Here is a 25,761-nt window from a genome sequence, read left to right as displayed (position 1 = left end):
CTTTCGGCCTTTCAACCGGCTACGAGGCAACTGTTCTAACTTACCCGAACTTCCCCGTCCGACCAAATCCGCATTTCCAGCGAATCTTTCGAGACCAATGAGTTCGACTCCCGCAACAATACCCGACGCAAGAAGCGCCCGATAACAATTGACTTGGGGTGGTTACCTTCCGGGACCAGCCACCGTCTCGCGCTCCGTAGCGCTGCGGTGTCCGTTCCTCCCTGCTGGGCAACAACGTGAACACTACGCAACGGGCTTGTGAACCGTCAAATCCCTGCCGGGTGTCGGGCGTCACCCTGGCGCCCGTGTCGAGACCGCGTCCGGACGTGCTCACGAGGTCGAGGCGGCGGGCGCTGTCAGGTCGTACAGCGTCACCCCTGCGACGTCGTCGGCCGTGAACGTCGCAGCTACCCAGGCCGCGATCTCGCTCGAGGAGCCCGATCCCCCGGCGCCGGGACCCATCGAGCTCCCGCCGATGAAGTAGTGGATGAGGCCGGCCGCGACATCGGCCTGGAACTGTGCCAACGTCGGCGACGGGTCGGACCCGTTGAACCCGCCGATCGGCATCACCGACTCCTCGGTAGCGAGCTGGTAGCCCGCCGCGCTGTTCGCGCCCACGGTGGCCGCGACCCAGGTGTACGCATCAGCGTCCTCGAGCAGCAGCGCGGTGACCTCGGCCCCGACCTGCGATCCATTGAGCAGGGAACCCATACCGCCGTTGGCCCCGGCGGTAGCCCCACCCAGCGTCGTCGTGCCCCCGAGCGTCATCCCGCCTGTCCCAGCCGCGCCTCCGGGCGGGGTGCTCCCGGTGGGCGGTTGACCACCTGGACCGCCGCCGGCCCCCGCGGCTCGGCCGCCCGGGGCGCCGATGAATCCACCTGGCCCCCCGCCCATCCCACCCATCCCGCCCATCCCACCGGTCACGGTGGGACCAGCGGTGACGATCGAGCCGGTGTGCGCATCGAGCACCGTCTGCACCGTGTAGGCCGCGGGACCGGCGAGGCTCGCCACCAGCGCGAGCACGGCGGATACGCGCACCATCCGCGACCCGAGCCAGCGCCCGGACACCAGACCCAGCGCGCCGCCGAGGCCCGCGAGCAGCACGACCCAGCGCAGCCATGGCAGCCATTCGGCGCTCCGCCCGAGCAGGACGAACGCGAGGCCGGAGGTGAGGACCGTGACCGAAGCGAGCACCAGGAGCGCCCACAGCTCGCGCCGTCGCGCCCACACGAGCGAGGTGCCGATCCCGACGAGGGCGGCGATCGCCGGGGCGAGGGCCACGGTGTAGTACGCGTGGAAGATGCCCGCCATCATGGAGAACGTCACGGCCGTGACCACGAGCCACGACCCCCAGACGATCAGGGCTGCGCGCGGCGAGTCCGTCCGTGGTGCGCGCCGGCGCAGCCACAGGCCCACGACGGCGAACACGAGCGCAGCAGGGATGAGCCAGGCGATCTGCCCGCCGATCTCGCCGCCGAACAGCCTCCCGATCCCGGTGGAGCCCCACCCTCCGGTCTGCCCGGTCCCCCCGCCGACGGACCCCGTCTCGTCCCCGGTCAGGCGCCCCAACCCGTTGTAGCCGAAGGTCAGCTCGAGGAACGAGTTGGTCTGTGAACCACCGATGTAGGGCCGCGAGCTCTCGGGCCAGAGCTCGACGAGCGCCACCCACCAGCCCGCGGCCAGCACCATCGCGCCCATCGCCCCGAGCCCATCGCGAATCCGGCGGGCCAGCGGCACAGGCGCGGCGATCAGATAGGCGATCGCGAACCCGGGCAGGACGAGGAAGGCCTGCAGCTGTTTGGTGAGGAAGCCCAGCCCGACGAGCGCGCCGGCGAGCAGCATCCATCGCGTGCGGCCGTCCTCGACGGCGCGCAAGGTGGCCCAGGCGGCGAGCGTGAGCAGCAGCACGAGCAACGCATCGGGGTTGTTGAACCGGAACATCAGCGCCGCGACCGGCGTCAGCGCGAGCACCGCGCCGGCGAGCAGCGCGGCCTGGGGCGTGAACCGCCGTCGGACACTGGCGTAGAGCACCGCGACGGTCGCGACACCCATGAGCGCCTGCGGAACCAGGATCGACCACGAGGAGAGCCCGAAGATCCGGACCGAGAGTCCCATGACCCACAACGAGGCCGGCGGCTTGTCGACGGTGATCGACGCCGCCGCGTCGGACGCGCCGAACAAGAACGCGGTCCAGCTCTGAGAGCCAGCCTGGGCAGCGGCCGAGTAGAACGAGTTGGCCCACCCGGACGCCGACAGGTCCCAGAGGTACAGGGCCGCCGTCGCGACCAGCAGGGCGAGCAGGGCGGGACGCTCCCAGCGGGTCCGGGCCACGCAAGCCGGCGGCTCGTCCCGGCGCGCGACCGGCGCGAGAGGCCCGACTGGCGCGACCGGCGTTGACCCGCCCGCTGCCTGCGCCTGCGGTACGCCGGGCGTCTCGGGAAGTGCACGGGCGAGGGGCAACTGGGTCGTCATGAGAGCTCTCCTTGCGAGTTGGCGATCGGAGCGGTGCCGACAGCGCCGCGGGTCGACGCGGACCCACCGGGCCCGCGGGGCCGGAAGACCCAGCGGCGGAGCAGGACGAAGCGCACGAAGGTGGCAACGAGGTTGGCCACGACGAGCACCACGAGCTCGACGACGCGCGGCGCCCCCGGGGCCGCGCCGTGCAGGATCGCGAGGGTGCCGGCGGTCAGCGCCCAGCCGAGGGCGAAGACGACGAGCCCCTGACCCTGGTGGCGAACCGCGCCGTCGGCCCCGCGTAGCCCGAACGTGAGCCGGCGGTTGGCGGCCGTGTTCGCGATCGCCGTGAGCAGGAGCGCGGCGAAGTTCGCGCCCTGCGCGCCGAGCGGCCCGCGCAGGGCGAGGTACAGGAGCGCGTACGCGAGGGTCGAGGCGACCCCGACGAGCGCGAAGCGCACCAGCTGGTGCAGCAGCGTGGCACGTCCAGAGCCAGGCCCGACGGCGTCCGTCGCGTCGACCGCGCCGCGTGCGCTGTGCCCGACGAGCGGAAGGTGCTCACCGATCTCGCGCAGCGGCAGCCGACCCGCGACGAGGTCCCGGCCGAGGCGCGCCACGCCGCGGAGGTCCGCGAGCGCGGTCGCGACGATGTCGACCCGGGAGTCGGGGTCGTCGACCCAGTCGACCGGCACCTCGTGGATGCGCAGGCCGGCGCGCTCGGCGAGCACGAGCATCTCCGTGTCGAAGAACCACCCCGGGTCCTGGACCAGCGGCAGCAGCTCGCGCGCGACATCAGCCCGGATCGCCTTGAAGCCGCACTGCGCGTCGGAGAAGCGCGCGGCGAGCGTCCCGCGCAGCAGCAGGTTGTAGCCGCGCGAGATCAGCTCGCGCTTCGGCCCACGCACGACCCGGGAGGTCCGGCTGAGCCGGGTGCCGATCGCGAGGTGGGAGTGCCCGGTGACGAGCGGCGCGATCAGCGGCAGCAGCGCCGACAGGTCGGTCGACAGGTCGACGTCCATGTAGGCGAGCACCTCGGCGTCCGAGCCGAGCCAGACCGACCGCAGCGCGCGGCCCCGGCCCTTGGCACCGAGGTGGACGGCCCGCACCCCGCGCAGCTGAGCGGCGAGTCGCTGCGCCACCGCGAAGGTCCCGTCGGTGGAGGCGTTGTCCGCGATAGTCACCCGGGCGGAGTACGGGAACTCGCGGTCGAGGTAGGCCCGCACGGCGCGGACGGAGGCCTCGAGACCCGCGACCTCGTTGAAGACCGGGATGACCAGGTCCAGCACCGGCCGGGCCGGCCCTGCACCCGGCGCGGTCCCAGGCGGTGCGATCGGCTGTGGCGTGAAGACGGTTGTCGTGTCCATGACCTGACGTTCGCGCCTCGACCTAGGTCAGTGCTTTGGCTGCTCTTTGCCGACACTGTGAAACGGCGGCAGCCGCCGGCTCCCCCGAACGGGGGATCCCGACTGCTTGCCCGCAGGCACGCCCGGGTGGATCGTGGACAGATGGGTGAACTGGTCGCGTTGCCCGAGTGGGGTTCCACCGTTCTCCCCGATGCCCGGGGCGGTCGCCGGGCGCTCCAGGTGACCTGGCACGACGACGTCGTCGTCGTCAGCAGTTGGCGCGACGGCCGGTGCGCCGCCAGCATCCGCCTCAGCCCGCAGGACGCCGCGGCCCTGATCGCCGTGCTGGCCGAGGGGCTGGGCGAGGGTTTCGGCGAGGGTCTCGTCGGGCTCTGAACCGGCACCGACAGCCGCCTGACCGTCCCGCTCACCCCGTTCGCCTCCGGTCAGGCACACAAGAAAGTACGCTCGGCCCACGTCGCCAGGGGGGCGAGGCGAATCGAGTGACCGTGCCGTCGAATGCGATGCCGCTGGGCGAGACCGCGCCACCGGTCCGGACTGTGCCGCAGGAACAGACCGCGCAGCAGGAACAGACCGCGCCGCAGGAACAGACCGCGCCGCAGGAACAGACCGTGCGGCCGACCGCCGGCCCGGGTGGTACGGCCGGCGTGCCGGGACCGGTCGCACGCGCGCTCGCGATCCTCGTGACGTTCGAGCGAGCCCCCGGCCCGCTCAGCGTCGGCCGGATCGCCGAGGAGACCGGCCTGCCGGTGAGCACCGCCTACCGGCTGGTGCACGAGCTGACCGCGTGGGGCGCGCTCGAGCGCACGGTCGACGGGCGCTACGAGATCGGCATGCGCCTGTGGGAGCTCGGCCAGCAGGCCGGTCGCCGCCTGCGCGACCGGGCCCACCCGTTCCTGCAGGACCTGTTCGAGACGACGCACGAGAACGTGCACCTCGCGGTCCGCGAGGGCAACGAGGCCCTCTACGTCGACAAGCTGTACGGCAGCCGCCGCGTCCCGCTCGCGTCCCGGATCGGCAGCCGCCTCCCGCTGCACCCGACCGCCGTCGGCCGGGTGCTGCTCGCGCACGCGCCGCTCTGGTTCCGCGACGGGTACCTGGAGCGCGAGCTCGAACGCCCGACCGCGCGCACCATCACCCAGGCCGGCGACCTGGAGGCCGCCCTCGCCCGCGTTCGCGCGCAGGGGTACGCCGTGACGCTCGAGGAGATGCGCGTCGGGGCGAACTCGATCGCCGTCCCGATCTGGCACGACAGTCAGGTCGTGGCGGCGATGGGAATCGTCCTGGAATCGCGGCGGACCAAAGAGGTCCCGATGCTCGTCGATCTGCTCAAGGCGACCGGAAAGCAGATTGAACGCGCCCTGGACCGGCGCTTTCTCCCGCGCTGAGGTACACGCGCTCCGCAGCCCGGGCACCCGCGGAATCGGGTCACCGAAAACCGCTTCTCACTGGTTGGGAATTCGCCATGTACACGCGGATCCACGCCCCCCAACATGATCGAACCACGTTCAAGGAGGAACGCGCAGATGCCCGCTACGCCCGCAACAGCCCAGGCCACGTCGACCAGGTCGCCGTCCGCCGCCACGCCCGCCCGCGAGCTCGACCCGCGCGCCGAGGCCCGTTGCCCCGTGGATCACCACGGCTTCGAGCCCTTCGACCTCCAGGATCCGTTCGCGGCGTACGAGCGCCTGCGCACCGAGGAGCCCGTCATGTTCGACGAGCGCATCGGGTACTGGGTCGTCACGCGCTACGACGACGTCAAGGCCGCGTTCGAGGACTGGGAGACGTTCAGCTCCGCGAACGCCCAGACGCCGGTCCGGCCCACCGGCGCACCGGCGAAGCGGGTGCTCGCCGAGGGCGGGTTCACCGCCTACTCGGGCCTGTCGGCCCGGGTGCCGCCGGAGCACACGCGCATCCGCAAGGTCGCGACGAAGGCGTTCACCCCGCGCCGGTACCGCGTCCTGGAGCCCCTGATCCGGTCCAATGTGAACCGCCTGCTCGACACGATGACGACACGGATGGCGGCCACGGGAAAGCCCGGCGACCTGGTGGCCGAGCTCGCCTGGGACCTGCCCACGATCACGATCCTCACGCTGCTCGGTGTCACGACCGACCAGATCGGCCAGGTCAAGGAGTGGGCGACGAGTCGCGCCGCCATGACCTGGGGCGACCTGACCGACGAGGAACAGGTGCCGCACGCGCACAACCTCGTCAAGTACTGGCAGTTCTGCGAGTGGCTCGTGTCCCGCGGTCACGACGCGCCCCGCGACGACCTCGTCGGCGATCTCGTCGCACTGCAGGACGACGGCGCCGAGATCAGCGACCACGAGATCGCGTCGTTCTGCTACAGCCTGCTGTTCGCCGGCCACGAGACGACCACCACGCTGATCTCCAACGCGCTGCGCGTGCTGCTCGAGCACCCGGACCAGTGGCGGGCCCTCGCCGCGAACCCCCCGTCGATCCCCGCCGCGATCGACGAGGTCCTGCGGTTCAGCCCGAGCATCGTGGCGTGGCGCCGCCAGGCCGTGCGCGACGGCGTCGTCGGCGGCGTCCCGATCCCCGCGGGCGACCAGCTCCTGCTGGTCATGGGCTCCGCGAACCGCGACCCCGGCACGTTCGCCGAGCCGGACGTCTTCGACATCTCGCGGCCCGACGCGCGCAATCACCTGTCCTTCGGCTTCGGCATTCATTACTGCATCGGGAACCTGCTCGCGAAGCTCCAGACCAAGGTCGTGCTCGAGCAGATCACCTCCCGATTCCCGAATCTCGTGCTGGCACCCCAGCACATCGAATTCGGCTCGAACTTGTCGTTCCGCTCGCCTGCCCATGTGCTCGTCGAACTGGAGAACTGAGATGACCGCCTACACCTTTGCCTTCGACTCGACCGACGAGCCGCTGCACGACCGGCTCGGCGGGAAGTGCACGTCGCTGGTCAAGATGACTGCGGCCGGCTCCCCCGTCCCGCCCGGCTTCGCGGTCACCACGCTGGCGTTCGACGCCGTGCTCGGGGCCGGCCTCCGCGCCCACATCGCCGAGCAGCTCGCGGGCCTGGACACCCAGGACACCGTGGACGTCGCCCGACGCGCCGCGGTGATCCGGACCCTCATCATGGAGCAGCAGGTGCCCGACGACGTCCGCCACGCGACCATTGCGTCGTACGAGGCGCTCATGGCGACCTGCGGGGGCGAGGTCGCGGTCGCGGTCCGCTCGAGCGCCACCGCCGAGGACCTCCCGGACGCGAGCTTCGCCGGCCAGCAGGACACCTACCTGTGGGTGACCGGCCTGACCGACGTGCTGCACAAGATCCGCGAGTGCTGGGCGAGCCTGTACACGGACCGCGCGATCTCCTACCGCGCGGCCAACGACATCTCCGACGACGGCTTGTCCATGGCCGTCGGCGTGCAGAAGATGGTCAACGCGCGCACGTCCGGCGTCGCGATGACGATCGACCCGAGCAACGGCGACCGCTCGAAGATCGTGGTGGACGCGAGCTGGGGCCTCGGCGAGCTCGTGGTGTCCGGCGAGGTCACGCCGGACAACTTCGTGATCGACAAGGTCATGCTCAGCGTGGTGCGCCGCACGATCTCGGACAAGGCCGAAGAGCTCGTGGTCGACGGCGTCGCGGGCCTCCTGCGGCGCACGGTCGACGCCGAGCGCCGCACGACGCCGTGCCTGAGCGATGACGAGCTCGCCGCCGTGGCCCGGCTCGCCAAGGCCGCCGAGCGCTACTACGGCTCGCCCCAGGACATCGAGTGGGCGCTCGACGCCGACCTGCCCGCCGGCGCCAACGTGGTCCTGCTGCAGTCCCGGCCCGAGACCGTCTGGAGCCAGCGCGCGGCAACCCCGGCCGCCGCCCCCGGGTTCGGCATCGACAGCATCGCCCGCTCGCTGCTCGCCCAGATCGGTACGCGCTAACCCCTCCCCCGCCCGTCTCGCCCCCCGCACGTGACCCTTGGAAAGGCCCAGCAATGACGCTGACCACCGCACGCACGAGCTTCCCCAGCCCCTACGACCTGCACGCGCCCGACGCCGCCGAGGGCTGGAAGGCGCTGTACCCGTACAACCTCGTCTTCCAGGACAACCTCAAGGATGTCGAGAACGACAAGTTCTGGTTCTGCGACAGCCAGCACTGGCCGAACGTGTTCAAGCCGTTCGAGACCATCGGCGTCGAGTTCGCCGTCAAGTGCCTCGGCCAGTACAACACCCGCCACTACCTGATCCCGCCGGCCAACGGCATCGAGTTCCGCATCCACAACGGCTACTGCTACATGAGCCCGGTCGCCGTGGCGCCCGAGGACATCGCCGCGCGCGTCGCGCCCTTCACCGAGCGCGCCGGCCACTACTTCGCGAACTGGGACACGCTGCTCGAGCAGTGGCACGGCAAGGTCCTGGGCACCATCCGCGACCTCGAGTCGATCTCGTTCCCGGCCCTGCCCGACATCGTCCCGCTCGAGGACATCACGAGCGGCCGCGGGCTGGACCCGACGTTCGACCTGCTCGCGAGCTACGACCGCCTGATCCAGGACTGCTACCGCAACTGGCAGTACCACTTCGAGTTCCTCAACCTCGGCTACGTCGCCTACCTCGACTTCTTCGGGTTCTGCCAGGAGGTCTTCCCCGGCATCCCCGACCTCGCCGTGGCGAAGATGGTCCAGGGCGTCGACTCGGTGCTGTTCCGCCCGGACGACGAGCTCAAGAAGCTTGCAGGCCTCGCGGTTACGCTCGACCTCGTCGGGGCGTTCGTGCCCGACGCCGGCGCCGATGCGATCCTCGCGGCGCTCGCCGCCACCCCGCGCGGCGACGAGTGGATCGCCGCCTGGGAGGCGGCCAAGGACCCGTGGTTCAACTTCACCTCGGGCAACGGCTTCTACGCGAGCGACGAGTACTGGATCGACAACCTGTCCCTGCCCATGGGCTACGTCGTCGACTACGTGGAGCGCGCCGCCCGCGGCGAGGAGCTGCACCGCCCGGTCGCCGACCTGATCACCGAGCGCGACCGCATCACCGGTGAGTACGCCGAGCTGCTCGACCCGGCCGTGCGCGAGGCGTTCGAGGGCAAGCTCGGCCTCGCGCGCCAGGTCTACCCGTACGTCGAGGACCACAACTTCTACATCGAGCACTGGACCATGGGCGTCTTCTGGCGCAAGGCCCGCGAGCTCTCGCACATGCTGTTCGACGCCGGCTTCTGGAACCGCCCCGACGACATGTTCTACCTGACCCGCGAAGAGGTCCGGCAGGCATTGTTCGACCTGAGCACCGGGTGGGGCGTCGGCGCCAAGGCGATCGGCCCGAGCTACTGGCCGCAGGAGATCGAGCGGCGTCGCGCCATCGTCGAGGCGCTCGAGAGCGAGCGTCCCCAGCCCGTGCTCAACACGCCGCCGGCCGTCATCACCGAACCCTTCACGGTCATGCTCTACGGCATCACGACCGAGCAGGTCGCGCGCTGGTTGGGGGCCGACGAGGAGGACGGCGACGGCATCCGGGGCATGGCCGCCTCCCCCGGCGTCGTCGAGGGGCTCGCGCGCGTCATCACCGGCGCCGACCAGCTGCACGACATCCAGCAGGGCGAGATCCTCGTCGCGCCGGTGACCGCCCCGAGCTGGGGTCCGATCTTCGGCAAGATCAGCGCGATCGTGACCGACATCGGCGGCATGATGTCGCACGCCGCGATCGTCTGCCGCGAGTACGGGCTGCCCGCGGTGACCGGCACCGGCAGTGCCTCGACGCGGATCACGACCGGCATGCGGCTGCGGGTCGACGGGGCCAACGGCACCGTGACGATCCTCGACGGCGAATAGCGCCGGGCTGCGAGGGAGTGCGCATGTCGTCCCCGGTCAGCAGGCTCACGCCCGCCGCGAGCCAGCCCGGGTTCCCCGTGATCGTGGAGAACCAGCTCGGCCGCGACATCAGCGGCTCGATCCCCGCCTGGTCGGACGTGCCCGGCCTGGTCGCCCTCGGCGACCGGGACGCCGCCGTCTGGTCGCGCGCGGTGGCGTTCCTGGCGATCCGGGACAACGACGCGCACTCCCTGTTCGCCTGGGGGCTGGCGAGCGCTCTGCTCAGCCAGCTCCCGGGCGCCCGCCCGGAGATCGTGCTGCCGGCCATCCTGCTGCACGACACCGGCTGGTCGACCGTCACCCCGGCTGACGCCCTGGAGGCGATCGCGCCCGGCGGGAGCCGCAAGGACCTCGTGCGCCACCACGAGATCGAGGGCGCGAGGATCGCCAGCTCGATCCTCGTCGACCTCGACTTCCCCCCGGCCGACGTCGCCGAGATCGTCGCCATCATCGACGGCCACGACTCGCGGCCCGAGGCGATCAGTGCGAACGACGCGATCGTCAAGGACGCCGACAAGCTCTGGCGGATCACGCCGCACGGCCTCGACACGGTCCGCCGCTGGTTCGGGCTCAGCTACGCCGAGGCGTTGCGGCTGTGCTCGCTGCGGGTCCAGGGGCACCTGCTCACGGAGCCCGGGCGCGCGATCGGGCGCGCGCTCGCCGCCGTCGCATCCGTGACCGCGAGCGCTGAGCTCGACGCCCTGTTCGCCACCCCCACCGACCCTCGAGGAGCCGACCGCCCATGACGATCCAGCAACCCAGGGCCCGCACCGTGATCGTCACGGGCGCCGCGCGCGGTCTCGGTCGGGCGTTCGCGCTCGGGTTCGCCGCCCAGGGCGCCAACGTCGTGGTCGCCGACATCGACGAGGACGGCGCCACGAAGACCGCCCTCCTGGTCGAGGACGCGGGCGGGTGTGCCCTGGCGGTGCGCGTGGACGTCACCTCGCCCGAGTCGACCGCCGCACTCGTCGCGCAGGCGCAGCGCGCCTTCGGCCCGATCCATGTGCTCGTCAACAACGCCGCCATCTACTCGACGCTGACGCGCACGCCGTTCACCGAGATCGACCCGGCCGAGTGGGACCGCGTCATGGCCGTCAACGTCAAGGGCACCTGGCTGATGACGGCCGCCGTCGTCCCCGCGCTGAGCGCGTCCGACGCGAGGATCCTCAACATCTCGTCGGCGACCGTGCTGTCGGGGTCGCCGCTGTGGATGCACTACGTCGCGTCGAAGGCCGCCGTGATCGGCATGACCCGGGTCCTGGCACGCGAGCTCGGGGACCGCGGGGTCACGGTCAACACCATCGCCCCCGGCTTCACCCTGACCGAGGCGAGCCTGGGGCTGATGGACGACGCGAGCACCTACGGCGTCGACCGGGGCGCGATCAAGCGGGCCTGCCAGCCCGAGGACATCGTCGGCGCCGCGCTCTTCCTGGCCAGCCCCGCGGCCAGCTACGTCACCGGACAGACGCTCGTCGTCGATGGAGGGAAGCAGTTCCTATGACTCAGACCACCTCGGGACCCACGGGACCGGCCACCGCGCTCGACCTCGAGCTCCCCGTCTCGGCCACCTCGACCCCGACGATCCGCTACGTCTCCCCCGACGGCGCTGTGCACGAGATCACCGGCCGGGTCGGCGACTCGGTCATGGAGACCGCGGTGAAGAACGGGGTCCCCGGCATCGTGGCCGAGTGCGGCGGCGCGTGCGCATGCGCGACGTGCCACGTCTACGTCGACGCCGCCTCGTGCGACCGGGCCGGCGCCTGCGAGGACCTCGAGGACGACATGCTCGACGGCACGGCCTCGGAGCGTCTGCCCTCCAGCCGCCTGTCCTGCCAGGTACGCATCCGCGCCGACTTCGACGGATTCACGGTGCGCATCGCGCCGGAACAGGTCTGAGGGGCCAGCCATGACCACCGAACCCGCTGCACCCGGCACGCTCATCGTCGGGGCGAGCCAGGCCGGCGTCCAGGTCGCCGGCCAGGGCCGGCACATCCCGGCCGGGCCCGCCGCCGACAGCCACGTCCCCCTCACAGCGCTCGTCGTCGACGGGCCGGTACCGGCAGGAGCCACCCCATGACCCCCGACCGTCTCGAGCTGAGTGATCCGGCCGACGTCGGCCAGAGCGTCGCGTCCGGGGTGTCGGCGAAGTTCGCCTACCCCGACCTCGACGAGGTCTGGCAGGCGGTGGCCCCGTTCCTGCGCACGCGCAAGAACGACGTCCACACGCCGCTGTCGTTCTTCTTCGCGGAGCTGTTGCTCGACGCCCACCCCCAGGCCGACCCGCTCGTCGTCCGGCTGGCGATCCTGCTGCACGACTCCGGCTGGTCCGCGATCGACGAGACCCGGATCCTGTCCGAGGGGTTCGCCGCCAACTGGAAGACCTCCGACGTGCGCTACCTGCACGAGCTCGAGGGCTGCCGGATCGCGCGCGAGCTGCTGCCTCCGCTGGGTTACCCGGCCGACGTCGTCGACAGGGTGACGGCGATCATCGACGGCCACGACACGCGACCCGAGGCACTCAGCCTCGAGGACGAGCTCGTGCGCGACGCCGATCGCCTGTGGCGATTCACGCCCACCGGGATCGGCATCGCCTCCGGCTGGTTCAAGAAGACGCCCGCCGCGTACTACCGGCAGCTGTGCGAGCGCACCTTCCACGAGCTGATCACCGCCGAGGGCCGTCGGATGGCCACCGCAGAGCTCGAGCGCTCGCGGGAGCTGCTCAAGCTCGACGTCCTGTGACCACAAGGAGCAACCCGATGAGCAGCACGACGAGCACAACCCTCGAGGCCGCGAGCGCACGCCCGGCCGGCCACGTCCACGACGACCTGTTCATCGACGGGCAGTGGCTGCAGGCCCGGTCCGCCGAGCGCACCGCGATGGTCGACCCCGCTACCGAGGAGATCTGGGGCGAGGTGCCCGACGCCGGCGAGGCCGACGTCGACGACGCGGTGCGCGCCGCCCACGCCGCGTTCCGCCGCCCGGGCTGGGCCGACCTCACCGCGGGCGAACGGGCCGCCCACCTGCTCCGGTTCGCCGACGAGCTCCAGTCCTGCGGCGCGGCGATGGCGGAGCTCATCACGGCCGAGAACGGCACCCCGATCGCCGAGACGTCCTCGGCCGCCGCCCATGCGGCAGGGATCCTGCGGTACTTCGCGGGGCTCGCGGGGTGGATCGACGGCGAGGACCGGCGACCGTTCCCGGGCGGCTCGGGCAGCTTCACCCTGGTGCGCCGCCAACCGGTCGGAGTCTGCGCGCTCATCGCACCGTGGAACTTCCCGCTCACGCTCGTCATGGTCAAGCTCGCTCCCGCCCTGATCGCGGGGTGCACGGTCGTGATCAAGCCGGCGTCCGAGACCCCGGTGGACCTGCGGGTGCTGATCGAGGCCGCCGTCGCGGCCGGCCTGCCGGCGGGCGTGCTCAACGTGATCACGGGCAGCCGGGTCGCGGGCGGGCACCTCGTGCGGCACCCGCTCGTCAGCAAGGTGGCGTTCACCGGGTCCACGGACGCGGGGCGCATCATCGCGGCGCAGTGCGGCACCCTGCTGCGGCCGGTGACCCTCGAGCTGGGCGGCAAGTCGGCGGCGATCGTGCTGCCCGATGCCGACCTCGACCACTTCTCGTCGATGGTGCTGCGCACGTGCCTGCGCAACACCGGGCAGACCTGCTACAACGCGACGCGGATCCTCGCGCCGGCCGACCGCTACGACGACATCGTCGACCTGGTGGCGCGCCGCGTCGCGGGCGCGAAGCAGGGCGATCCCCGCGAGCTCGACACGGTGTTCGGGCCCGTCGTCTCAGCGACGCAGCGCGACCGGGTGCGGGGGTACATCGAGATCGGCCTGGGCGAGGGCGCGCGGCTCGCGGCCGGCGGGACGTCGACGCCGTTCGAGCGGGGCTTCTACGTCACGCCCACGGTGTTCCGCGACGTCACCCGGTCGATGCGGATCGCCCAGGAGGAGATCTTCGGGCCGGTGCTCGCCGTGATCGCCTACCAGGACGAGGAGGACGCCGTCGCGATCGCGAACGACTCCGGCTTCGGGCTGGGCGGGTCGATCTTCTCGGCCGACGAGGATCGCGCGACCCGCCTCGCGGACCGGATCGACACCGGCAGCATCGGGATCAACTTCTTCGGCTCGAACCTCGCGGCACCGTTCGGCGGCTGGAAGGACAGCGGGCTGGGCACGGAGTACGGCCCCGAGGGGGTCGCGGCGTACCTCGCGCTCAAGTCGGTCCACCGGCTGTCGACCACCTGAGGCGGTGGGCCGAGCTGCGGCCGCCCAGGGTCAGGCGAGCTGTGCGGCGAGGTCGCGCGCGTTCATCGGGTGCGCGAAGTAGAAGCCCTGCGCGAGCTCGCACCCCACGCTGACCACCTCGTCTCGCTGGGCCGCGGTCTCGACGCCCTCGGCCGTGACCAGCTTGCCCAGGTCGTGGGCGAGGTGGGTCACCGCGGCCACGGTCGTGGACGCGGCCGGGTCCCGGCCCATGTCGGCCACAAAGCTCTGGTCGATCTTGACGATGTCGACCGGGAACCGTCGCAGGTAGCTCAGCGAGCTGTACCCCGTCCCGAAGTCGTCCAGGGCGAGCCGGATCCCGAGGTTCTTGAGCTCGCCCAGCACGGACATCGCCCGGTCGCCGTCCTCGACGAAGATGCCCTCGGTCATCTCCAGGACCACCGCGCCGGGGTCCATGCCCGTGCGCTCGATCACGTCCGCAACGGAGCCCACGAACCCCGGCATCATCAGCTGCCGGGCGGAGACGTTGACCGACAGGTCCAGCGGGTGCCCCGGGTGCCCGGCGAGCCACACGCCCCAGTCACGACAGCTCTGCTCCAGCACCCACGCGCCGACGCCGGCGATGAGACCGCTCTGCTCGGCGATCGTGATGGCGGTCGTGGCCGCCACGGCGCCGCGCCCCGGGTGGGTCCAGCGCAGCAGGGCCTCGACGCCGGTCACGAACCCGTCCGTGCTGCGCACGATCGGCTGGTAGGCGACCCCCAGCTCGGCATGGGACAGCGCCTCGCGCAGGTCGCGCTCGAGCTGGTTGCGGTCGTGCGCCTCCTCGGCCAGGCGCAGGTCGATCACCTGGTGGGTCGCCCCACCGCGCCGCTTGGCCTGGTACATCGCGATGTCCGCGTCGAGGACCAGGTTGTCGGTCACCGCTTCCCCCGGCCCCGAGTAGGCGATGCCCACGCTCGCGGTGGCGGCGATCTCGACGCCGGTCAGCCCGAACGGCTGCGAGAAGGCTTCATCGATGCGGGCGACGAGCAGGTCGACGTCGGACGGGTCACCGAGGTCCTCGCACAGGAAGACGAACTCGTCGCCGGACACCCGGGCCAGGGTGTCCCCGGGACGCACGAGCCCGGCCAGTCGCTGCCCGACGGCGACCAGCAGCTCGTCGCCGACCAGGTGACCGTAGGCGTCGTTGACGCGTTTGAAGTGGTCGAGGTCCACGAAGAGCACGGCGACCGCACGGTGCGTGCGCCGGCTCCGGGCCGAGGCGTGCTCGATCCGCTCCTGCAGCAGCACCCGGTTGGGCAGCCCCGTCAAAGCGTCGTGCAGCGACCGCTCCCGGAACCAGTCGGCGGCCTGGACGGACTGCTCGCGCGCCTGCGCGTTGATGAGGTACGCCGCGGCGACGTCGGCCAGGGTCTGCGCGGCCTCGCGAGCCTCGTACGTCAGGGGGCCCCGGGTGTCCCGGTACAGGTCCAGCGCACCGATGCGGGCCGTCCCGTGCCACAGCGGGAAGGTGAACACGGCCGCCATCCCCGCGTCGAGCGCCGCCGGTCCGAACCGGGGGAACCGCGTGTCGACGGTCAGATCCGGGATCGAGACCGCCTCACCGGTCCGGAACGCCCAGAGGCACGGCCCCTCGCCCAGCTCGGTCTGCAACCGCTCGTACCTCAGCGCGTCCTCGTTGGACGCCGCGATGTACTGCGGTGCGAGCCCGGTGGAGATCAGGGTGATCCCGGCCCCCGTGATCGGCAGGACCTCGGGGATCCGCTCGACCAGCTGGTCGAGGATGCCCTGCAGGGGGAAGTCGGTGAGCAGGGTCCGGGCGAAGTCGCTGAGCACCGACGCCATGCTTTCCTCGTGGACCACGGCGCCTCCCCCCGCATTGCGCACCTCACCCGCCGGGTCCGAGCGGGCGGACATGCTTGTCTTGCGACGCTATCGACGCGCTGGTTCGGCCGCATCCGGCCGATCGACCCCGGCAGGTGCCGCCGTCGTCGTCGGTCGATCCTGTAGGTCCTGCAGGTGCGCCAAGCCCACCTCCCCCAGCCGCAGCTCCCGGAAGCGCCGCTCGGTCCGTCGCCCCCACTGGGTCCCGACGACGATCGCGGCCGCACCGACGAGCCCGACCCAGCCGATCCGGTCCCCGGCGAGCGTCAGCCCGAGCACGAGGGCCCAGATCGGCTCGGTGCCGAGCAGGAGACTGACCCGGGACGGGGACGTCGACCGGATCGCCCAGGTCTGGACGACGAAGGCGAAGATCGTGCAGACCAGCACGAGGTACACCAGCTCGGCCCACTGACCGGCGGACAAGCGCGGCACCACCTGGACCAGCGTGTCCCCCGCGAACGGGCTGAGGCCGCAGAACACGACGGCGCACACGCACAGCTGGACGAACGTGAGCGTGACGGAGTCCTGGCGCCGGCCCGCTGAGAGCCGGTGGGTGGCCGCGACGTGCACGGCCCGGACGGTGGCGGCGATCAGCACGAGACCATCGCCCCAGGTCGGCGCCCCGAACGAGGAGCCGGAGGCCAGCAGCGCAACCCCGACCACCGAGACCACCCCGGCGACGAAGAAGCGCCGGGGCAGCCACGCACGCGTCAGCAGGCTCTCCATCACGGGCGTCAGGACGATCGCCAGGCTGATGATGAGGCCGGCGTTCGTGGCCGAGGTGCCGGCGATGCCGAACGTCTCCAGCGCGAACTCGACCGCGAGGATGCCGCCGAGGATCGCCCCGGTGCGCAGCTCGTGCCGCGAGGTGCCGCGCAGACGCTGGACGCAGAACGGAGCCATCACGACCGCGGTGAGCACGAACCGCAGCGCGAGAACGGCGACCACGGTGGCGGGCTCCACGAGATCCTTGGCCGTCAGGTAGGTCGAGCCCCACACGAGCGCGACGACGAGCAGCGACGCGTCGATCAGGCCGGGTCGCGCAGGCCGGGCCGCATGGCTCACGCGGGCAGGCCGCTCACCAGCGCCGCGGCCACCACAGCACACCGGGACGGGTCGGCCGGGCCGGTGACCTGGGCGAGCACCGCTCCGTCGCGAGTCAGGACGAACGCCGTCACCGTGGCCGTCGTCGCGATCCGGGCCGCCCGGCAGAACGCGGACACGTCGGTGTACGCGGTCAGGGTGCGCGCGAGCACCACGGGCACGCGGATGCTGGACGCCATCCCACCGTCGATGAAGCCGCGGGCCGGCCGGAAGGCTCGGCTCAGCACGGGCACCTCGAGCACGACGGACGACGACGCCGGGTCGAGGTCGAGCGGCGACGGCGCCACTCCCGCCTCGGTCGTCGCCCACGTGATCCAGTCGTCCACGAGCTGCTGGTGCCACTGACGGAACGCGCAGATCAGCAGGGCCCGCGGCGCCATCAGGTCACGCGGCAGCACGAGGTCGTCACCCGCGAGCGACCGGACGGCCAGGTCCGGGAACCGGGCGGTGCGGGCATCGGGCTGCGCTGAGGTCATGCAGATGATCTTCCCCCGCAAAAGCCAGATCGTGGCGCGCGTCGCGAGGCACGCTCGCCGGGCGCTCGCCTACGGCTTCCTGGCCTACACCGCCGTGACGTTGTTGGACTGATCGTGTTCGGGGTCTACGGACTGTTCGAGGCCCGATACCGACGTGCCTGAAGCCGATCGGCGAGGACAATCACTGTGACCGCGTCGGCCCGCGCCGCGGTCCCGACACCCGTTCGATCGCCTGCTGTCACCCTCCGCCGAAGGATTGTCCATGACGTCGAACTCATCCGCTTCGACTGAACACCCGCAGTCGCCGCGCGGCCCGCTCCGCTCGGCGGTGGTCTTCAACCCCGTGCGCGTCGTAGACATGCCGGTACGGCGCACGCTCATCGAGTCCGTCCTCACGGATGCCGGCTGGCCGCTGCCCAGCTGGCTCGAGACGACCGAGCACGACCCCGGCGCGGGCCAGGCCCGCCACGCGATCGACCACGGCGCTCAGCTCGTGTTCGTGTGCGGCGGCGACGGAACCGTCCGCTCGTGCATCGAGGGGCTCGCCGATACGGGCGTCGCGCTGGCGATCCTGCCCGCCGGGACCGGGAACCTGCTCGCGACCAATCTCGGCATACCGAAGGATCCGGCAGCGGCGGTTCGCCTGGCGACCGTGGGCGCCCGCCGCCGGATCGATGTTGGCGACGTGGCCGGGCACGCGTTCGCAGTCATGGCGGGGATCGGCTTCGACGCCGCCCTGCTCGGGGACGCCTCCACGACCCTCAAAGCCCGCATCGGCGCACCGGCGTACGTCCTGTCCGCACTGCGCCACCTGCGCGACCGCCGGATGAGCATCGACATCCGCATCGACGACGGGCCCACGATGAACCGTCGGGCGCGCACGGTCGTCATCGGCAACGTCGGACGACTCCAGGGCGGGGTCGAGCTCCTTCCGGACGCCTCGCCCGGCGGCGGCCAGTTCGACGTGGCGATCCTCACGCCCCGCACCCTCGGACACTGGGCTGCGCTGACCTGGGGCGTGGTGCGTCGCAGCCGCCGGGTCCACCACCGGGAGGTCCTGCGTGGTTCCCGCATCACGGTGACCAGCGACCGGGACGAACCCCGCCAGCTCGACGGCGACGTCATCGACCCCGGACGCACCCTCGCTGTCGCTGTACGGCCGGGTGCCATCGAGATCTGCGTGCCGACCGGATCCGAACCGACGATCCCGGCGGCGACGGACGCGGCGTCCTGACACCTCGTGTGATCCGCGCCGGCGAGCGCCTATCCGCCCGCGACCGGCCTGCCCACGATCATCGACTCGAGCAGACCGGGTGCAAAGGTCTCGGCTGTCTGGCGGTCCAGCTGCGCCCCGAGACCGTCCAGGACAGCGGTAAAGAAGCAGCGGGCGGAGGCGGCGAAGACGACGTCGGCGATGTCGGCGTCGGACAGCCCGACCTCGCGCAACCGGTCCACGTCCTGCTGCTCGATCGAGGCCGCGTCGACGGCGACCTTGGCGGCGAACGTGTACACCGCGCGGTCTGCGGGATCGAGCGCAGCGCCGTCGGGCTGTTCGGCGATCGAGGTCATCGCGGTCTCGTCCCCGCACACGTCCCGGAGGAACTTCGAGTGTGCCGCGGTGCAGTACGTGGACCGACGACCTCGGGCTGCCGCGATCGTGGCGATCTCGAAGCGCCGCCGATCCATCGCGTCGCGGATGGTCGCGTTGAGGACGTTCCACGCCTGCGCCACGTCCGGGCGGGTGGAGAACGCAGCGGCATAGTTCGGCAGGAACCCCCACGCCGCACGTTGGGTCCGGAAGTACTCGGCGAGGTCGCCCTCAGCAACGTCCTCGCCCGCGCTGGCAATGAACATCGCAACATTGTGACCCTGACCCGGGTTCAGGAGAAGACCCGGAACCTCCGAGATCTACACCCGCGAATCACTCGATCCCGGACCCCGCCGCCGCGAGGCCACCGAACAGCCCACAGAGGGCCGGGTACAGCTGGACGTAGACACGGTAGAGCGCCGTGTAGCCGGCGGCTGTCGACGGATCGGGCTGGACGTCGCGCCCGGCGGGCACCGGCCCGAGCGCGGCCGGCCGCCGCGCCGCACGATCGAGGTAGTCCCACGCGAGCAGGGCCGCGCCGGCAGCACTGACCTCGGCCTGCGCACACACGCGCACCGGCCGGCCGGTGATGTTCGCCAGGATCTGGACCCACAGCGCGCTGCGCGCGCCGCCGCCGACCGCGCGGATCGACTCGATGGGCTGGCCGGTGACGGCCTCGAGCCGTTCGACGTGCTGTCGCAGCTCGAAACCGACCCCCTCGAGGATCGAGCGGTACAGGTGCGCGCGCGTGTGCCGCCCGTGCCACCCGATCGTCGCGCCGCGCGCGAGCGCGTCCCAGTGCGGGGTCTGAGCGGCGTTCCAGTACGGCAGCGTGAGCAGGCCCTCCGCACCGATCGGGATCAGGGCGGCCGCGGCCTCGAGCTCCGCGCCGGCCGGCCCCCCGGCCGCGTCGGGCTCGCCGAACTGCTCGCGGCACCAGGTCGCGACGTACGCGGCGGCGTTGAGGACGGTCTCGAGCGTGTAGGCCCCGGGACGGATCCCGGCCAGGGTCCGGAACGCCGGATCCCACCGGTAGGTGTCGGACTGGACGCCCAGCACCATCGACGTGCCCAGGTTCAGGTACGCGATCCCCGGGGTGGTCGCCCCCAGGCCCAGACCGGCGGCCTGACCGTCGCCGATCCCCGCGACCAGTGGCACGGGACCGGGCAGCCCGAGCGCCCGGGCGGCGGCGGCGGTCAGCGGCGCGATCAGGTCGCCCGCGGCGACCAGCTCAGGCAGCTGGTCCTGGCGCACCCCGGCCAGCTCGCACAGCTCGGGCGAGTAGTCCATGGCCTGCAGGTCGAACAGCCCGAGGGTGTCAGCAGACCCGGAGCCGGTCGCCCATCGCCCGGTCAGGCGCCAGGCGAGGTAGGCCTGCACATCGCCGACGCGCACCGCACCGGTGAGCACCGCCGGCTCGTGCCGGGCCAACCACGCCAGCTTGTAGATCGCCGGGGTCGTGTCCGGCGGCTTGCCGGACAGCTCGTGCACCCGTGCCGTGCCGAGCGCGGCGATCTCCTCGTGGGCGCGGCCGTCGAGCCACAGGATCGCGGGGCGCAGCGGACGCCCGTCCGCCCCCAGGCAGACGAACGACTCGCGCTGGTGCGTGAGGCACATCGCCCGTATCAGGCCGGGGTCGGGCAGCATCGCAACGGCCTGCCCGACGGCGATCCGCGTCGCCACCCACCACGCCTCGGCATCCTGCTCGTGCCAGGCCGGGCGCGGCTGCGCCGTGGCCAACGGGCTGGACGCCTGCGCGACGACGACGCCCGCGGCGTCGTGGATGACCGCCTTGGCCGCCGTCGTCGAGCAGTCGACGGCGAGGACAAACCCGGCGTCGCTCACACGCTCGGGGTGACGATGATCTTCAGGCCGACCCGCTCGCTCGCGAGCCGGAAGGCCTCGCTCGCCTGATCGAGCCCGAAGGTGTGGGACACGATCGAGGCGACGTCCACGACGCCGTCGTCCACCAGCCGGGTCGTGCGGGGGTACATCTCCTTCATGCGTCGCACCAGCTTGATCGTCAGGCCCTTGCGGCGCGCGATCGAGGCGGGGAACGTGGTCGAGTCCTCCCCGGGGATCCCGGCCAGGATGACGCGGCCGCCGGCCTTGGCCGCGTGCACCGCGAGCGCGACGCCACTGTCGGTGCCCGCCGCCTCGAACGCGACGTCGACGCCCCGGCCACCGGTAGCACCGGCCAGCTCGGCGAGGATGTCCTGAGCGCCGGGGTCGAGCACCACGTCCGCGCCGTGCGCGGCCGCCGCCGCACGGCGGTGCGCCAACGGCTCCACGGCCACGATCCGGCTCGCGCCAGCGGCCCGCGCCAGCTGGATGAGGCACAGCCCGATCGGTCCGCAGCCCACGACCGCGACGACCGCACCGATGCGCGGCTTGCCCAGGTCGTGCGCGTGCAGCGCCACCCCGAGGGGCTCGAGCATCGCGGCGTCGGCGTCGCTGAGCGCGTCGGGCACGCGGTGCAGCAGCGCGGCCGGCCACGCGACGAGCTCGCGCAGGCCGCCGTCGACCCCGTGCCCCGCGAACAGGAGCGTCGAGCACAGGTTGCGGTTGCCCTCCAGGCAGTCCACGCACGCGCCGCAGGGCTGCGCGGGATCCACCGCGACGCGGCGACCGTCGTCGGGCCCGCCCACGACCACGCCGGCGAACTCGTGCCCGAGGACCAGGGGGTGCGTGAGCTGGGCGTCGCCGATGCCGCCGTCGGTGAACCAATGCAGGTCGGAGCCGCACAGGCCGACGGCACTCACCCGCACGAGCTGCTCACCGGGCCCCGCGACGGGCGGTGCCTCGTCGCCGACACGGACATCGCCGACCCCGTGCAGCCGGGCGACCCTCATGCGCTCAGGGCCGTCCGTGAGACCGCTTGCGCCGAACATGACCACGAGATTGCATCGCCGTTGCACATGGTCGACGACTGTAGACCGTGCGCCGGTCCGCCGATCGCGCGATCAGGCCATCAGCGCGGCGAGCACCACGATCGAGCCGAGCACCGCCAGCGGGATCGCGGCGAGCGTGCCGATCAGCGCGCCCAGGGTGACGCGCAGGTCGTCGCGCAGGTAGGGGGCGTTGACCGGTCCACCGGCGGCGCGCAGGCCAGCCCGCTGCGCGGCCTCGATCCGCGGGAAGAACCGCGCCGTGCGCACGGCGTTCTCGGCCATCGCCGCCGAGATCACCTCGAGCTCGTCCTGGACGGGGTCTCGCGGCGAGGCGGCGTCGTAGGTGACGAGCGACGTGTCTCCCGTGATGGTGGTGTGCAGGTGCAGCCCCTGTGTCTGGACCTGGAGCCGCTCCCGCCGGACGGCCAGCACCACGACCGGCACGGCCAGGAGAGCTGCGAGCGCGCACGGGATCCACCCGGTCCAGCTGCCACCGCGCGCGCCGTAGCCGAGCCCGAGGAGCATGAATACCCCGATCGTCGCGGCAGCGGCTCGCAGCAGCCACCCGCCGGGGCGGTGCGCGACCCGGACGAGGGTCGGCACGACCTGGTTGAGGACGTCACTGGTCGCGGTCATGAGCCCAGGCTCGCACGCGCTCGCGCCCGACACCGTCCTGCTCGCTCTGGGCGAACAGGTTGGTCGGCCCCCGGGCGGACCGAACTCGCCGTCAGGTCGTGGCGAAGCGCTTGGCAGCTCGCGCACGACGTGCGGCGGCCTCGGCCTCGCGGTCCTTGGCCGGCGCGGTCGTCACGAGCGCCGCCAGGAGGTGCCCCGTGGCATGCGCGATCTCGTCGACCGCCCGGTCGAACGCCTCGCGGTTGGCCTGGGACGGCTTCGTGGCGCCGCTGATCTTGCGGACGTACTGCAGCGCGGCCGCCCGGACCTCGTCGTCGGTCGCGGCCGGCTCGAAGTTGTGGAGGGTGTGGATGTTTCGGCACATGCTCTCGAGGCTAGCTCGCAGCCGTCCGCAACGGCTGCCCCGTTTGGTGCCGGCGGGCCGACGCGACATGATCGGCGCCATGGACTTCCAGGACGTCGTGCGCCGGCGCCACATGGTGCGCAGCTACTCGGCCAAACCGGTCGCGCCGGGCGTCGTGGACCGGATGCTGCGCAACGCCGTGCGCGCACCGAGCGCCGGGTTCAGCCAGGGGTGGTCGTTCCTCGTGCTCGACACCGCGGCCGACGTCGACCGCTTCTGGAGCGCTACGACCCCGGCGGGCACAGGAGGCGCATCAGTCGCAGCAGGCGCAGCAGCAACGCCCGACCGTTGGCTCCGGGGCATGCGGACCGCGCCCGTCATCATCGTGCCGCTGTCGTGCAAGGCGGCGTACCTCGGCCGGTACGCCGAGCCGGACAAGGGCTGGACCGATCGCGACGAGGCGCGCTGGCCGGTGCCCTACTGGCACGTCGACACAGGCATGGCCGCCCTGCTCATCCTCCAGACCGCCGTGGACGAGCGGCTCGGCGCCTGCTTCTTCGGCATCCCGCCCGACCGGACCGCCGAGTTCCGCGCGGAGTTCGGGGTGCCCGAGCAGTTCACCCCGATCGGCGCGATCACCGTGGGTCATCCGGCGCCGACGTCCGCCGTCCGCGGATCGCCGGCAACGCGCCCGCGCAAGGCCGTGAACGACGTCGTGCATCGAGGAAACTGGCAACAAACTGCGGTCAGGGTCCCCGATCTCGCCTAGCGTGACTCCTGGCGCGGGCACCTCCCGCGGCCCACGAGGTGGCGAGTCGAGGTGGTGGACGGTGCGTCGCTGGATCGCCCGAGGGATCTTCGCCCTGGCCGCCGTGCTGGTGGCGCTCGCCGGGGTGGCCGGGCTCATCAACCGCGAGGTGCTCGACGGGCCGCGGTTCGTCGCCAACGTCGATCAGGTCCGCCAGGATCCCTTCGTCTCGCGAGCGGTCGGGGACGAGATCGCCGACGCGGCGGTGGCGAGCCGCCCGGACCTCGTGGCGGTGAAGCCGCTGATCGCACAGGTGGCCGCGGGCGTGGTCGCGAGCGACGCCGTGAGCCCGATCGTCCGGGTCGCCGCGAGCCAGGCCCACGCAGCGCTGACCACGCCCGACTCGGCCCAGATCGTGCTGCGGATGGCGGACCTCGGCGCGGTGGTCGCCGCGCTGCTGCGCACATCCTCCCCCGAGGCCGCCGCGGCCATCCCCGCGAATCTCCCGGTCACGCTGTCCACCGTGGGCGGGCAAGGGGGCGTCGTGGGCGTCGCGGTCGCGGCCGCACGCGTCGCGGCCACGCTGGCCTGGCTCCTCCCGCTGCTCGCGATCGCGTGCCTGGCCCTCGCCACGGCCGTCCACCCGCGCCGGCGGGAGGCGATCCACGGTGCGGGCGTCGCGGTGGCCGTCGGCGGGGCGCTGCTGCTGCTGGGCGCCGTCGGCCAGCAGGTGTGGGCCGCCTCGCTCGACCGCTCGACCCTGGCCGGCGCGGTGGAATCGGCGCTGTGGACCGCGTTCGGCCAGCCGCTCTTCGGTATCGCGACCCTCACGCTGCTGCTCGGCGGCCTCGTCGCGCTGGTCACCTCGGCGGCGATCCCCACGGCCGACGTCGATCGCCGGGTGCGCACGCTCCTGGCGCGGGCCGCGCAGCGACCGGCCTCGACGATGGCGGCCGTCGGGCGGGGGGTGGTGATCGGCGCGATCGGGCTCGGCCTCGTGCTCTGGCCGGACGCGATGCTCCGAGGTGTCGCAGTGCTGGTCGGCGTCCTCGTCGTGCTCTACGCCCTGGACGAGCTGACCTGGGCGACCCGCCGCGCGCGGGCCCGCGAGGGCCGGGTCACCCGTGCCCCCGCGCGGTGGACCTCGTCCCGGTGGCTCGTGCCGGTGGCGGCGGCGTCGGTGGGGATCCTGCTCGTCGGCGCGCTGGTCGCCGTCAACGCCCGGCCACCGCGCGCGGTCGCCGCCACGAGCGCGACCGCCCGGACGGGCTGCAACGGCCACGCGGCCCTGTGCGACCGCCGGTACGACGACGTCGCCTACCCTGCCGCCCACAACGCGATGTCCGCCGAGGACGCAGGCTTCTACCTGGCCGAGCAGGCCACGGGACTGGTCGGGCTGCTCGATCAGGGGGTCCGCGTGCTGCTCATCGACACCTGGTACGGCCAGCCGCTGGCGGGCGGCGGGGTCATCACGGCCCCGAGCAACTTCGCCGACGCCGCCGCGGAGGCGAAGCTCACCTTCGGCCCCGAGGTGCTGGACTCCGTCTCGCGGATCGTCACCCAGATCCAGGCCGGTGGCGGTCCTCCGTCCGGCCCGGTCGCGCCCTACCTGTGCCACACGTTCTGCGAGCTCGGCGGCACGCCACTGCTCAGCGAGCTCGAGGGCGTCCGGGCGTGGCTCGACGCCCACCCGAGCGAGGTCGTGACGCTCTTCATCCAGGACGCCGTCACGCCGGCCGACACCGCGTCGGCGATCGACGCGGCCGGGCTGAGCCGCACGGTGTACCGGCCCACGGCGTCGGACCCGGCCTGGCCGACGCTCCGGACGATGATCGACAGCGGGCAGCGCCTCGTCGTCCTGATGGAGAACGAGGGCGGCGGCACCCGGTACCCGTGGCTGCTCCAGGGCTTCGACCACGTGCAGGACACCGGGTACGACTACCCGACGGCAGCGTCGTTCGACTGCGCGCCGAACCGCGGCGTGCCCGACGCGCCGCTCCTGCTCGTCAACCACTGGTTGAGCGGGTTCACGCGGCTCTACACCGACGCCCAGGAGGTCAACGCCGCGGAGGTTCTCGGGGCCCGGGTCGAGCAGTGCCGGACCGAGCGCGCCATGCTGCCCAACTTCATCGCCGTGAACTGGACCGACGTCGGGGACCTGCTGCCGGTCGTGGACCGGCTCAACGGCTTCTAGCCGGCCG

At 72.2% G+C, this 25,761-nt stretch carries 24 protein-coding genes; 14 read left to right on the top strand and 10 right to left on the bottom strand.

Annotation, left to right across the window (positions count from 1 at the left end):
• Window positions 1-330 precede the first annotated feature (330 nt).
• Both VTA80_RS20290 and VTA80_RS20285 read right to left on the bottom strand, forming a co-directional pair.
• Window positions 331-2,472 carry a glycosyltransferase family 39 protein gene (locus VTA80_RS20290; protein WP_407342873.1) on the bottom strand — a complete coding sequence of 714 codons (2,142 nt, stop codon included), beginning with the start codon at window positions 2,470-2,472 and terminating at the stop codon, window positions 331-333.
• On the bottom strand, window positions 2,469-3,818 hold the full coding sequence (locus VTA80_RS20285; protein WP_407342872.1) for a glycosyltransferase: 1,350 nt from the start codon (window positions 3,816-3,818) through the stop codon (window positions 2,469-2,471). Before VTA80_RS20285 ends, VTA80_RS20290 begins: the two co-directional genes overlap by 4 nt.
• A 141-nt stretch (window positions 3,819-3,959) precedes the next feature.
• On the opposite strand from VTA80_RS20285, the gene VTA80_RS20280 reads away from it, so the two are divergent.
• The 11 genes from VTA80_RS20280 to VTA80_RS20230 all read left to right on the top strand — a co-directional run bounded on the left by VTA80_RS20280 (window position 3,960) and on the right by VTA80_RS20230 (window position 13,908).
• Window positions 3,960-4,193 carry a hypothetical protein gene (locus tag VTA80_RS20280; protein ID WP_407342871.1) on the top strand — a complete coding sequence of 78 codons (234 nt, stop codon included), beginning with the start codon at window positions 3,960-3,962 and terminating at the stop codon, window positions 4,191-4,193.
• Between the two features lie 107 nt (window positions 4,194-4,300).
• Window positions 4,301-5,206 (top strand): IclR family transcriptional regulator, encoded by a 906-nt coding sequence (locus tag VTA80_RS20275; protein WP_407342870.1) that lies wholly within the window; start codon window positions 4,301-4,303, stop codon window positions 5,204-5,206.
• Between the two features lie 138 nt (window positions 5,207-5,344).
• On the top strand, window positions 5,345-6,670 hold the full coding sequence (locus tag VTA80_RS20270) for a cytochrome P450 (protein ID WP_407342869.1): 1,326 nt from the start codon (window positions 5,345-5,347) through the stop codon (window positions 6,668-6,670).
• Window position 6,671: 1 nt separating this feature from the next.
• Complete coding sequence (locus VTA80_RS20265; protein WP_407342868.1) at window positions 6,672-7,733, top strand: PEP/pyruvate-binding domain-containing protein; 1,062 nt, start codon at window positions 6,672-6,674, stop codon at window positions 7,731-7,733.
• Between the two features lie 53 nt (window positions 7,734-7,786).
• Window positions 7,787-9,616, top strand: coding sequence for a PEP-utilizing enzyme (locus tag VTA80_RS20260; protein ID WP_407342867.1), 1,830 nt, complete (start codon window positions 7,787-7,789; stop codon window positions 9,614-9,616).
• A 23-nt stretch (window positions 9,617-9,639) separates the two neighbouring features.
• On the top strand, window positions 9,640-10,401 hold the full coding sequence (locus tag VTA80_RS20255; protein WP_407342866.1) for an HD domain-containing protein: 762 nt from the start codon (window positions 9,640-9,642) through the stop codon (window positions 10,399-10,401).
• The gene (locus VTA80_RS20250) at window positions 10,398-11,156 is read left to right on the top strand and encodes an SDR family NAD(P)-dependent oxidoreductase (RefSeq protein WP_407342865.1); all 759 of its coding nucleotides are present in this window, start codon (window positions 10,398-10,400) and stop codon (window positions 11,154-11,156) included. The genes VTA80_RS20255 and VTA80_RS20250 overlap by 4 nt, the downstream gene beginning before the upstream one ends.
• Window positions 11,153-11,551, top strand: a complete 399-nt coding sequence (locus VTA80_RS20245) for a 2Fe-2S iron-sulfur cluster-binding protein (RefSeq protein ID WP_407342864.1) — start codon at window positions 11,153-11,155, stop codon at window positions 11,549-11,551. The genes VTA80_RS20250 and VTA80_RS20245 overlap by 4 nt, the downstream gene beginning before the upstream one ends.
• A gap of 10 nt (window positions 11,552-11,561) precedes the next feature.
• Window positions 11,562-11,732, top strand: a complete 171-nt coding sequence (locus VTA80_RS20240; protein ID WP_407342863.1) for a hypothetical protein — start codon at window positions 11,562-11,564, stop codon at window positions 11,730-11,732.
• Complete coding sequence (locus tag VTA80_RS20235; RefSeq protein WP_407342862.1) at window positions 11,729-12,394, top strand: HD domain-containing protein; 666 nt, start codon at window positions 11,729-11,731, stop codon at window positions 12,392-12,394. The genes VTA80_RS20240 and VTA80_RS20235 overlap by 4 nt, the downstream gene beginning before the upstream one ends.
• Before the next feature lie 17 nt (window positions 12,395-12,411).
• Complete coding sequence (locus VTA80_RS20230) at window positions 12,412-13,908, top strand: aldehyde dehydrogenase (protein WP_407342861.1); 1,497 nt, start codon at window positions 12,412-12,414, stop codon at window positions 13,906-13,908.
• 30 nt (window positions 13,909-13,938) lie between these two features.
• Here the strand turns inward: VTA80_RS20230 and VTA80_RS20225 are convergent, their stop codons facing one another.
• The 3 genes from VTA80_RS20225 to VTA80_RS20215 are packed head-to-tail and all read right to left on the bottom strand — an operon-like array spanning window position 13,939 to window position 17,354.
• Entirely contained in the window at window positions 13,939-15,807 is a 1,869-nt protein-coding gene (locus VTA80_RS20225; protein ID WP_407342860.1) for a putative bifunctional diguanylate cyclase/phosphodiesterase, read from the bottom strand.
• A 15-nt stretch (window positions 15,808-15,822) separates the two neighbouring features.
• Window positions 15,823-16,839 carry a DMT family transporter gene (locus VTA80_RS20220; RefSeq protein ID WP_407342859.1) on the bottom strand — a complete coding sequence of 339 codons (1,017 nt, stop codon included), beginning with the start codon at window positions 16,837-16,839 and terminating at the stop codon, window positions 15,823-15,825.
• Entirely contained in the window at window positions 16,836-17,354 is a 519-nt protein-coding gene (locus tag VTA80_RS20215; RefSeq protein WP_407342858.1) for a hypothetical protein, read from the bottom strand. The genes VTA80_RS20220 and VTA80_RS20215 overlap by 4 nt, the downstream gene beginning before the upstream one ends.
• Before the next feature lie 262 nt (window positions 17,355-17,616).
• On the opposite strand from VTA80_RS20215, the gene VTA80_RS20210 reads away from it, so the two are divergent.
• On the top strand, window positions 17,617-18,588 hold the full coding sequence (locus tag VTA80_RS20210; RefSeq protein ID WP_407342857.1) for a diacylglycerol/lipid kinase family protein: 972 nt from the start codon (window positions 17,617-17,619) through the stop codon (window positions 18,586-18,588).
• A 29-nt stretch (window positions 18,589-18,617) separates the two neighbouring features.
• Here the strand turns inward: VTA80_RS20210 and VTA80_RS20205 are convergent, their stop codons facing one another.
• From VTA80_RS20205 to VTA80_RS20185, 5 genes are all read right to left on the bottom strand, one after another.
• Window positions 18,618-19,208 carry a carboxymuconolactone decarboxylase family protein gene (locus tag VTA80_RS20205; RefSeq protein ID WP_407342856.1) on the bottom strand — a complete coding sequence of 197 codons (591 nt, stop codon included), beginning with the start codon at window positions 19,206-19,208 and terminating at the stop codon, window positions 18,618-18,620.
• A gap of 67 nt (window positions 19,209-19,275) precedes the next feature.
• The gene (locus tag VTA80_RS20200) at window positions 19,276-20,787 is read right to left on the bottom strand and encodes an FGGY-family carbohydrate kinase (protein ID WP_407342855.1); all 1,512 of its coding nucleotides are present in this window, start codon (window positions 20,785-20,787) and stop codon (window positions 19,276-19,278) included.
• Window positions 20,784-21,833 carry a zinc-binding dehydrogenase gene (locus tag VTA80_RS20195; protein ID WP_407342854.1) on the bottom strand — a complete coding sequence of 350 codons (1,050 nt, stop codon included), beginning with the start codon at window positions 21,831-21,833 and terminating at the stop codon, window positions 20,784-20,786. The genes VTA80_RS20200 and VTA80_RS20195 overlap by 4 nt, the downstream gene beginning before the upstream one ends.
• Window positions 21,834-21,905: 72 nt before the next feature.
• Window positions 21,906-22,469, bottom strand: a complete 564-nt coding sequence (locus VTA80_RS20190; protein ID WP_407342853.1) for a hypothetical protein — start codon at window positions 22,467-22,469, stop codon at window positions 21,906-21,908.
• A 91-nt stretch (window positions 22,470-22,560) separates the two neighbouring features.
• Window positions 22,561-22,833 carry a DUF2277 domain-containing protein gene (locus VTA80_RS20185; RefSeq protein WP_407342852.1) on the bottom strand — a complete coding sequence of 91 codons (273 nt, stop codon included), beginning with the start codon at window positions 22,831-22,833 and terminating at the stop codon, window positions 22,561-22,563.
• Between the two features lie 79 nt (window positions 22,834-22,912).
• Between VTA80_RS20185 and VTA80_RS20180 the strand changes: the two genes are divergently transcribed.
• Together VTA80_RS20180 and VTA80_RS20175 are read left to right on the top strand one after the other, a co-directional pair.
• Complete coding sequence (locus VTA80_RS20180; RefSeq protein ID WP_407342851.1) at window positions 22,913-23,581, top strand: nitroreductase family protein; 669 nt, start codon at window positions 22,913-22,915, stop codon at window positions 23,579-23,581.
• Between the two features lie 61 nt (window positions 23,582-23,642).
• On the top strand, window positions 23,643-25,754 hold the full coding sequence (locus VTA80_RS20175) for a hypothetical protein (RefSeq protein WP_407342850.1): 2,112 nt from the start codon (window positions 23,643-23,645) through the stop codon (window positions 25,752-25,754).
• Window positions 25,755-25,761: the final 7 nt, after the last annotated feature.

This window comes from Pengzhenrongella phosphoraccumulans, from assembly GCF_045689905.1.
GTDB lineage: Bacteria > Actinomycetota > Actinomycetes > Actinomycetales > Cellulomonadaceae > Pengzhenrongella > Pengzhenrongella phosphoraccumulans.
The sequence above is the reverse complement of the archived record's forward strand: the minus strand, read 5'-3'. Positions and strand labels throughout refer to the sequence as shown.